General features: G+C 46.8%; 8 protein-coding genes. 7 read left to right on the top strand and 1 reads right to left on the bottom strand.

Features of this window, described 5'->3' with window-relative positions:
* The 3 genes from ACTIE6_RS09165 to ACTIE6_RS09155 form a co-directional block, all read left to right on the top strand.
* Window positions 1-1,094 (top strand): DUF5723 family protein (locus tag ACTIE6_RS09165; RefSeq protein ID WP_439556351.1); only part of this gene is annotated, 1,094 nt, incomplete at its 5' end.
* Window positions 1,095-1,165: 71 nt separating this feature from the next.
* On the top strand, window positions 1,166-1,561 hold the full coding sequence (msrB, locus tag ACTIE6_RS09160; RefSeq protein ID WP_056283273.1) for a peptide-methionine (R)-S-oxide reductase MsrB: 396 nt from the start codon (window positions 1,166-1,168) through the stop codon (window positions 1,559-1,561).
* Between the two features lie 77 nt (window positions 1,562-1,638).
* Entirely contained in the window at window positions 1,639-4,185 is a 2,547-nt protein-coding gene (locus tag ACTIE6_RS09155; protein WP_439556350.1) for a penicillin-binding protein 1A, read from the top strand.
* Window positions 4,186-4,301: 116 nt separating this feature from the next.
* On the opposite strand, the gene ACTIE6_RS09150 is transcribed toward ACTIE6_RS09155, so the two are convergent.
* Window positions 4,302-6,074 carry an ABC transporter ATP-binding protein gene (locus tag ACTIE6_RS09150; protein WP_439556349.1) on the bottom strand — a complete coding sequence of 591 codons (1,773 nt, stop codon included), beginning with the start codon at window positions 6,072-6,074 and terminating at the stop codon, window positions 4,302-4,304.
* Between the two features lie 150 nt (window positions 6,075-6,224).
* On the opposite strand from ACTIE6_RS09150, the gene ACTIE6_RS09145 reads away from it, so the two are divergent.
* The 4 genes from ACTIE6_RS09145 to ACTIE6_RS09130 all read left to right on the top strand — a co-directional run.
* Complete coding sequence (locus tag ACTIE6_RS09145; protein WP_439556348.1) at window positions 6,225-7,151, top strand: helix-turn-helix domain-containing protein; 927 nt, start codon at window positions 6,225-6,227, stop codon at window positions 7,149-7,151.
* Window positions 7,152-7,238: 87 nt separating this feature from the next.
* Window positions 7,239-8,621, top strand: a complete 1,383-nt coding sequence (locus tag ACTIE6_RS09140) for a glycosyl hydrolase (RefSeq protein WP_439556347.1) — start codon at window positions 7,239-7,241, stop codon at window positions 8,619-8,621.
* Window positions 8,622-8,687: 66 nt separating this feature from the next.
* Entirely contained in the window at window positions 8,688-9,512 is an 825-nt protein-coding gene (locus tag ACTIE6_RS09135; RefSeq protein WP_439556346.1) for a sugar phosphate isomerase/epimerase family protein, read from the top strand.
* A 46-nt stretch (window positions 9,513-9,558) separates the two neighbouring features.
* Window positions 9,559-10,075, top strand: a 517-nt coding sequence (locus tag ACTIE6_RS09130) for a Gfo/Idh/MocA family protein (protein WP_439556345.1), incomplete at its 3' end; no start/stop codon positions are given.

Genomic DNA, 10,075 nt, shown 5'->3' with positions numbered 1-10,075 from the left:
AGCCTTTGGCAAGGCTGATCAGCAAAACGGCGCAGCTGGAAGATCTTCAGGAAACTACTTTCGCAAACCAGTCAGGCCAGCTACATTTCAATGCATTGGGCGAGGTGGCACTTACACTCGGTGGGATTGTGGTAGATAATGAAACAGAGTTCCTGAAAGTAGGATTCACCGTAAAAAGACTAATCGGGCTCTATAATGCACACGCGATTATTGATAACTCTGCCTATAATATCCTGCCTGACGAAGCTTATGAGAATAGGCGACGGTATATTAATGTCCAGCAGATCAACGTAAAATATGCAATTACCCGTGATGAAGGTTTTCAGAATATCAAGCCTTCACCAGCCTGGCTGCTGGGCGGTGCACCTCCGGGAAGCGGCTGGGGATTTGATATCGGCGCGGTGTACGAGTATCGTCCTGACATTAACAAATACTCCTACACGGAGCGAGGCGAGCGCAAACGTGATCCTTCCAAGAACAAGTATCTCTATCGCGTCGCGGTTTCGCTGACGGACATTGGCTGGGTACATTTCAAAAACCCGGCTTATTTGCTGCAACAGGAAACACACACTACGAATAAAGAATTTCGCTTTGATTCATTTCAGAAACTGCAGGGATCAGAGGGGCTATTTAATGCGATTAACTCTTCGCTTGACGGAGGCCAAACGATGGCGCCCAATTTCAAGTCGGTGTTACCAATGGCGTTTCAGGCGAGCGTTGATTACCATGTTCAGTCAAAAATTTATGTGAGCGGCCTGTGGGTTCAGAACCTGATCAGTCAGGGTGCATTCGGCATGAAAGCAGAATCTTTCCTGGCGGTAACCCCGCGTATTGAGCATAAATGGTATGAATTGTCTGTCCCTGTATCTTTGATGAACCGGTACAGATCACCGGCAATCGGGCTGGCCGGGCGTGCGGGACCTTTGTGGATTGGCACTGATCATCTGACTGGACTGTTGAACATCGGCAACCCAAAAGCATTTAATCTTTATTTCGGGATTTCGGCCGGCCTTTTCCGCCGCCCGCCTGAGTCGCCAAACCAATGCTGGCCACGCGAAGATTCATGGATCAGACGCATTTTTTCTAAACGATAAAGGGCTGTCTTACGTTACGTATGATGTGGTACAATTTTTCTAAACGTAACATATCTTCAAATCCGGATAAAATGAGAGAAGTACAGAAAACAAAAGAAGAATGGCAGCAGGAATTAACTGGACAACAGTGTTTTGTGCTGTTTGAAAAAGGAACCGAGCGCCCATTTTCACATCCCTATAATGATAACAAGGAAGAGGGTACCTACGTGTGTGCAGCTTGTGGTACACCGTTGTTCAGCTCCGAAACGAAATATGAATCAGGTTCGGGCTGGCCGAGCTTCTTCCAGCCTGTGGCAAAGGAGAGTGTGGAGGAAATCGTCGATAAAAGTCATGGTATGATCCGGACAGAAGTTGTTTGCAGGACCTGCGGCGGACATTTGGGGCACGTTTTCAATGACGGTCCAAAGCCAACAGGACTAAGATATTGCATGAACGGCGCAGCATTGAAATTCAACAAAGCCGAATAGTATCATCGTAAAAGCCGGACACAATCATAAATGTCCGGCTTTTCTTATCTTTGAATTCTTACGAACCATAACGTTTGATGCAAGTTATCCGATCGTTTTTTAACAAAATAAAGGCAGTCTTCAGATTCATTGCCACACTCATCAACCGTATCGCATACAAGCTTACCTCATTGGTTACCGGCAAAAAACGTGCTGATAACCTCTTCAATTCCTATCGTCAAAACAAAAGATCCCTGCGCAGCTGGTGGGAACGTAATGTGGATACCAACTCCCGTTTCTACCGGCCGATTATGTTTGTCTGGAAAACTTTCGTGTACGGGTTTCTCACATTTGCTCTCTACATTTTTTGCGTAGAAACCAATTTTCTATGGCTGATGGGGAGTATGCCGAGCGTTGAAGATCTTCAAAACCCGAAAGTTGCCCAATCCTCGGAGATATACACGGCAGACGGTGTGATGATAGGTAAGTTCTATACCGAAAACCGCACTCCAGTAACCTATAAAATGATTTCTCCAAACCTGGTGAAAGCATTGATAGCGACCGAAGATGTGCGCTTTTACAAACATTCAGGAATTGACTACAAAGCAATGGCCAGCGTGGCAATGGGCATTATGACCGGCGCGACAGATCGCGGGGGAGGCAGTACGATCACACAGCAGCTAGCAAAAAAGCTATTCAAAACAAGAAAATCGGGAGCCCGCGGCGTACTGAGCTACATTCCCGGTTTCAGTATTTTAATATATAAAACAAAAGAATGGCTCACTGCCATTAAACTGGAAAGGAACTTCACCAAGGAAGAAATCCTGACCATGTATTTCAACACGGTCGATTACGGTAACAATACTTACGGGATTAATACAGCTGCAAAATCGTATTTCAGTAAATCGCCGGACAGCTTGAATGTACAGGAATCGGCGGTTTTGGTGGGGTTGCAAAAAGCGACTACCACTTACAACCCGATCCGCAACATGAAACGCTCGCTGGAACGCAGGAACGTGGTAATCGCGCAAATGGAGAAATATGGGTATATCAGTTCAAAAGCCGCCGATTCGATAAGCGCGTTACCTATTGAGCTGAAAACCAAATTTGAAACACCTTACGACGGCAATGCTAATTATTTCAAGAATGCGGTTGTTGATTTTGTAAAAAAATGGGGTGACGAAAATGGCTACGACCTTTATACCGACGGTCTGAAAATCTATACAACGATTGATTCGCGGATGCAGGAAAAAGCCGAAGAGGCGATGACACAAAAGATGAAGCAGCTGCAACGCGTGTTTGAAGATCACTGGCGCAATCAGAATCCCTGGGTAGATGAACAAGGCAAGGAGATCACCGACTTCCTTCAAAATGTGGTAAAACGGACGAGCAAATACAAATCGCTCGCCGCCAAATTCCCGAACCATCCGGACAGCATCAATTATTACCTGAATAAAAAAGACACCATGACAGTCTACGACTGGAAAAACAGTGGTGAAATGAAGAAGTACTGGAGTTCAATGGACTCGCTGGATTACTACAAGCGGATTTTACGTGCAGGTATGATGGCGATGAACCCGCAAAGCGGCCAGATCAAAGCCTGGGTGGGTGGTTTGGATTACAATTATTTCAAATACGATGCGGTAAAGCAGGGCAAAAGGCAGCCGGGATCAACATTCAAATCCTTCGTGTATACTACCGCAATTGACGATACGACGTACAATATGACCCCGTGCGATCAGATTGTCGACAAGCCTTTTGAGAAGATTTATATGGAAGACGGCGAGCAAAAGGAATGGAGACCGCGCAATGCAACTGGCACTTTTTCTTATGCGAGCATGACATTGCGCCGCGCATTGGCACAATCCATTAACTCGGTTACGGCAGAGCTGACGGACCAGGTGGGAGCGGATAATGTGGCCAGATATGCCAAGAAAATGGGCATCACTACTCCGCTGAAAGGGTTACCTTCCATTGGCTTGGGTCCATTTGACGTGTCGCTTTATGATATGGTAGCCGCTTACAGTGTTTTTGTAAATAATGGAACCTACACACAACCCATTCTGGTGACTAAAATTGAAGACAGCAATGGAAAAGTAATCGAGGAATTTCAGGCAGAGCACCGCGAGGCGATCCGGCCGGAGTCTGCATTCCTGATGGTGCAAATGCTAAAGGCCGGTGTGGAAGAGCCCGGCGGTACTTCCGGCAGCATCCGTTGGAAATTTGATGTAACCCGTAACGGAAATGAGCTGGGCGGAAAAACAGGAACTACATCCAATAACTCCGACGGCTGGTTTATGTGCATTACCCGCGACCTGGTGGTAGGCGCCTGGGTTGGTGGTGACGATCGGAGTATTCACTTCCGGACAACAAACCTGGGAGAAGGTGCCAAAACTGCATTACCAATCGTGGGGAGCTTTTTAGAAAAGGTATACCGCGACAAATCAATCGGCTACGAGCCGGGCCCATTCCCGAAACCGAGTTTTAAGATTACCAAAAACTATAACTGCCCCACGCTGTACCTGCCAAGTTCAATCGATTCGCTGGGCATCGAAGGCGATAGTACACCCGCGGGAAGAAGCGCAGAAGACGAATTCCTGATCGGCCCGCCACCGATTCCATTGGACACGGGAAGGAGGAATTGAAAAAGGGGCGAAAGCCCCTTTTTTCTTTTTGTCTGGGTGACTTCTTGGCTATGTCACCTTGAGCACAACCACGTTTGTCACTCTGAGCGGACCGGGCCGCTCAGGGTGACAACATTTTAAGCTCCAATCTTCAAAACCTCCTTATACTGCATCCGGTACAAATTCGCGTAAGCTCCTTCCTTTTCCAGGAGCTGCTCGTGATTCCCTTCTTCCACAATGCGGCCTTTATCAACCACAATGATCTTGTTCGCTTCCTGAATCGTCGATAGCCTGTGCGCGATGACTATGGCGGTGCGGCCTTTCATTAGTGTTTCGATGGCGTGCTGGATTAATTCTTCTGTCTCGCTATCTACCGAGCTGGTAGCTTCATCAAGGACAATGATTTTCGGCTCGTGAACCATCGCGCGGACAAACGAGATCAGCTGGCGCTGACCCACTGACAATGTAGCTCCGCGCTCCATGACATTGTAGCTGTAACCGCCCGGCAGCCGCTCGATGAAATCGTGTACGCCCACCAGTTTAGCCGCTTCCACTATTTTTTCGTGGGTAATGGAAGAGTCGCCGAGACGGATATTGTTTTCAATGGTGTCCGAGAAAAGAAAAACATCCTGTAATACAATGCCGATGTACCTGCGCAATGCATTCAGTTCATAATCATGCACCTCCACGCCATCTACATAAATGTTCCCTTTGTTGATATCGTAAAAACGTGTTAGTAAGTTAATGATAGACGATTTCCCTGCACCCGTGGCGCCGACAAGCGCGATGGTCTCACCTTCATTTACTTTGAAATTAATATCCTTTAAAACATATTCTTCCTCATTGTAGGCAAACCAGACATTTTTAAACTCGACATTACCTTTTATCATCGGAGGATCATAAGTGCCTTCGTTGGAGGTATATTCATCACTGTCAAGCACTTTCAAAATGCGGTCTGTGCTCACAATTCCCATTTGTAAAGTATTGAAACGGTCCGCAAGCTGTCGGATCGGGCGGAAGAAAAGGTTGATAAACATCACAAATGCGGTGACAGTACCAAAAGTAACCTCGCTGTCCAGTATCTGTTTTGATCCATACCAAACCACCAGGCCAGTACCCGCAGCGGCGATTACATCCGCTACCGGAAAGTAAATGGAATAATAAAGGATAGACCGAATATTCGCATTGCGGTGCACTTTATTGATTTCCCTGAATTTTTTATACTCAATATCCTCGCTGCTGAAAATCTGCACGATGCCCATTCCCGTTAAATGTTCCTGCACAAACGAGTTGAGGTTAGATACTGCCGCCCGCACTTCATTGAATGAATCCTTGATCTTTTCCTTAAATATATAGGTACAGATCAGCATCAACGGGATCATCGACAAGCTGATAATGGACAGCTTCCAATCGGTATAAAACATCACGGCGATGATCAGTATCAATTGCAGGATATCCCCGGCGATCGCCGCCATTCCGTCACTGAACACATTGGATAGTGTTTCAACATCGGAAATCGTACGTGTTACGAGCCGGCCGATTGGCGTATTGTCAAAGAACTTTAATCTTAAACCAATGATTTTCTGATAAAGCTGCACCCGGATATCACGTATGATAAACTGCCCCAGCCAACCCGACATATAAGTGTTCCAAAACTGCGCAACACCCTGAAAAATAGTAACAACCACCATCACGATCAGCATAATTGTCAGTTGCTGGAAATCACCGTTTGCAATGGGCGTGTCAATGGTGTATTTAATAAGCAGCGGCGTAAGAGGTGCCAGCAATGCATTGAGCAGGATGATCCCTATCAATAAATAAAACTGGCGCTGGTAAGGGCGAACGAATGCATATAGACGTCTTAATGTAGGAAGATCGAATATCTGGCCGCTCTTGGTTTCCTGGTTCACCTTGAAATGGAATTGTGGTTGTAGACTAGTGTCAATACCAACAAAGTAAACTATAAAAATGTCACCAGCGATTTCAAAAAACTCCCGCTGCTGGTAGTTTTAGTGATTCCGGGGCTTCTTAAAACATTGTAGCAACTGAAAAAGTAGATTATGATTCCCGTGTCAGACGCAATACCGGTTCACTCCCTGCCGAAAACACCAAGTCAGGTTTCTGCATTAAAAATATTCCGCTTCAAAAACAGTGTGGAGATCAATGAGGAGCTCGCGATCCCGCTCCCGATCACTCCCTTACCAACCGACACGCCCCACAGACACACTTACTACGAGATCCTGTTTGTGGAAGAAGGCCGGGGGTTTCACGAGATTGATTTTCGTTCTTATAATGTATTAGGTGCAGGGTTGCATTTTCTTACGCCCGGCCAGGTGCATTTGCTTACTTTTTCCAGTTCGTTTCAAGGCTTTATAGTTGCCTTTTCCGAGGACTTCTACCATTTTTATAATCCTGTCAGCCAGCCGCTTTCCCAATATACATTCTTCCAGCCAGCGCGGCGCCAGCCGATTATCACGTTATCAGATTCGGAGAAGCGGTATTTCCATAATATCTTGGAAAATATGGTTTCTGATCATTTAAGCAATGAAGCAGATCAGGCGCTGATCGGCAGGTACCTCGGTGTTTTTTTACAAAAATGTGCGCTGCTAAGTCAGCAGAATGCGCAGCCCGAAGAGTCAGCTGCACAGCCTATCCCGGAGCTGGTCGGTCGGTTTCAGGAAATGGTCGAGAAAAATTTCCTGCAGATACATGAAGTCCAGCAATATGCCAATGCACTTTCAGTCTCTCCCGACTATTTAAGTAAAATCACTAAAAAGTACCTGGGAACACCTTCTCAGGAATATATACTGGACAAATTGCTGCTTGAAGCCAAGCGACTACTCGTGTTTACTGGTCTGAGCAGCAAAGAGATAGCCTATCACATTCACCTCGACGACCCCTCCTATTTCAGCCGGATTTTCAAAAAGAAAACTGGTCTTACCCCAAACGAATACCGCGAGCAAGTTCGGAAAAGTACCATCCATTAGCCGATTTGTACCTTGATCAGGTTTTTTGGCCAGAATATCTTTGTATTATCCTATTAATAAAATACTAAATAATACTATAAGGATACTATGCAGATCAGGAACGACCTTACCGCCGCATCACTTCAATCCAAACTGGACCGGCTCTGGCAGGTTTCCGCGGAGAAAATCAACCTTATTAACAAAGAGTACGATAACTCAAAAGGCACGCCGGTATTTACAGTAAATGGAAAATACACGCTCAGAGGCTGGACGGAATGGACGCAGGGATTTCAATATGGTGCCGAAGTTTTGCAGTTTGATGCAACCGGCGATACTGCTTTCCTGGATTCAGCTAAAAAGAAAACAGTTGGCTATATGGCTTCGCACGTGGGCCATTTCGGTGTTCACGATCACGGATTTAATAATGTAAGTACTTATGGCAATCTTTTGAGGTTGATGAATGAGGGTCGCATTCCTGAAAATGAATGGGAACGCAACTTCTATGAAATCGCCCTGAAAATATCAGGAGCTGTGCAGGCGAAACGCTGGACCAATACGAAGAATGGACAGGGTTTTATCCATTCTTTCAACGGGCCGCATTCATTATTTGTGGATACGATTCGGTCGGTTCGTGCATTGATGGTGTCGCACTTGATGGGACACAGTTTAATGGGTGAAAACGATGTAAAAACCAGTCTGCTCGAACGTGGTACTTTGCATTCCATCGCGACCGCCAATTATGCAGTTTATTACGGAGAAGGTCGCGACAGTTATGACGTGTGGGGCCGCACGGCGCACGAGAGTGTTTTTAATACAAACGACGGCAACTACCGCTGCCCGAATTCGCAACAAGGGTTTTCCGGATTTACAACCTGGACGCGCGGGCTAGCCTGGGCAATGCTCGGTTTTGCCGAACAGCTTGAATCGCTTTCCAGCTTCAACGACGAGGAACTTGCCGCACTTGGCGGACGCGAAGAAATTGAAAGAATATACCTGAAAGCCGCGAAAGCTACCTGCGACTTTTATATTGAAAACACAGCCGCCGATGGCATTCCTTACTGGGATACAGGCGCTCCGCAGCTATACAAACTGGGCGACTACACCACCCGCACTTCTGATCCTTACAATGAATTTGAACCAATCGACAGCTCAGCCGCGGCTATCGGTGCGCAGGGTTTGTTGCGATTGGGTAAATATTTGGAGGCGAAAGGCCAAAATGAAGAAGGTAACAAGTACTGGCAAGCCGGCCTGACTGCGCTGGATTCGCTCTTTGCAGAACCCTACTTATCCACAGACCCAACACACCAGGGATTGATCTTGCATTCCATTTATCATCGTCCAAATGGCTGGGATAACATTCCGGCAGGACAAAAAATCCCGAACGGCGAGTCAAGTATGTGGGGCGATTACCATGCACGGGAAGTGGCGTTGTATCTGGATAGGGTTAATAAAGAATTGCCTTATTATACATATCTGGGAGCTGTGAGGTAGCAGCCCTTCGACTGCCCGGCGGCCGAAGGGAAGGCACAACGCATTCATTAAAACAAAAACAAAACCTTGGAAAACATAACACTCGACCAGTGCTGCATTCATACCATTACTACCAAGCCCTGGGAGCTTGCGGAGGCCGTGGAAAAGTATGCGGCGGCGGGGGTCAAAGGAATAAGCGTCTGGCAGAGTTCAATTGAGCGGATCGGCCCTCACCATGCCGGAGAGCTGATCCGATCTGCCGGATTGGAAATTGTTTCCTACGTACGCGGCGGATTTTTCCCGCATACCAGCAGCGCAGGCCGCGCGCAGGCGATTGACCATAACAAAAAGCTACTCGAAGAAGCCGCTGCACTGGGCGCGCCGATGATCGTGCTCGTTTGTGGCGCTTCGCCCGATCAGTCGCTGGAAAAATCCAGGGAACAGATCAGGGAAGGAATCCAGGCGATACTGCCTCTTGCCGAAAAACTAAATGTAAAGCTCGCCATTGAGCCGCTGCACCCGATGTACGCCGCCGACCGGTCTGCGATCAATACTTTGGCGCAGGCAAATGATATGGCCGAATACTTCAAGTCACCTTTTGTAGGAGTTGCGGTGGACGTATACCATTTATGGTGGGACGGAGATTTGGAAAAAGAAATAGCCCGTTGCGGCGCAAAGGGGAATTTGTTTGCCTATCACGTCTGCGACTGGAAAGTAAATACCATCGACCTCCTAAATGACCGTGGACTAATGGGCGAAGGCTGCATTGATTTGAAGAAAATCAGAGGCTGGGTCGAAGCCACCGGCTTCAAAGGGTTCTGTGAAGTTGAAATCTTTTCAAATATCCATTGGGCCAAAGACCAGAATACCTTTCTAAAAGAAATAACCGAAGCTTTTTTAAAAACAGTATAAAAATCAAAACGCTAACTGCTAATAGCTAACAGCCAAAAGCCATAAAATGACAACACATAACATCGGTATTATCATGAACGGCGTGACCGGCCGGATGGGAACGAACCAGCATTTGCTGCGCTCGATCAAGGCGATCAGGGAACAAGGTGGTGTAAAACTTTCGGCAGACGAAGTGATCATGCCGGATCCCATTCTCGTGGGCAGAAACGAATCAAAATTGCAGGCGCTTTGCAAGCAATCAGGTGTGGAGAAATACACTACTGACCTGGATTCCGTCATGTCTGATCCAAACCATCAAATCTATTTTGATGCACAGGTAACCGGTCGCCGCGCTGCTGCGGTGAAAAAAGCTATTCTGGCTGGAAAGCACATTTATTGTGAAAAACCGACTGGTACTACTACTGAAGAAGCATTGGAGTTGTACGAGCTGGCAACTGCTGCCGGACTGAAAAACGGCGTGGTGCAGGACAAACTCTGGTTGCCGGGTATGTTAAAATTAAAGCGCTTAATGGAAAATGGATTTTTCGGAAAAATCCTTTCTGTACGCGGCGAGTTTGGGTACT

The organism is Dyadobacter sp. (genome assembly GCF_051859145.1).
Taxonomy (GTDB): Bacteria; Bacteroidota; Bacteroidia; order Cytophagales; family Spirosomataceae; genus Dyadobacter.
This window is presented reverse-complemented; position numbering and strand designations above follow the sequence as displayed.

Excerpts from the sequence above, each read along its gene's own strand:
- ACTIE6_RS09155 (WP_439556350.1), top strand. The coding sequence starts at position 1,639 with ATGCAAGTTATCCGATCGTTTTTTAACAAAATAAAGGCAGTCTTCAGA.
- ACTIE6_RS09145 (WP_439556348.1), top strand. The coding sequence starts at position 6,225 with ATGATTCCCGTGTCAGACGCAATACCGGTTCACTCCCTGCCGAAAACA.
- ACTIE6_RS09140 (WP_439556347.1), top strand. The coding sequence starts at position 7,239 with ATGCAGATCAGGAACGACCTTACCGCCGCATCACTTCAATCCAAACTG.
- msrB (WP_056283273.1), top strand. The coding sequence starts at position 1,166 with ATGAGAGAAGTACAGAAAACAAAAGAAGAATGGCAGCAGGAATTAACT.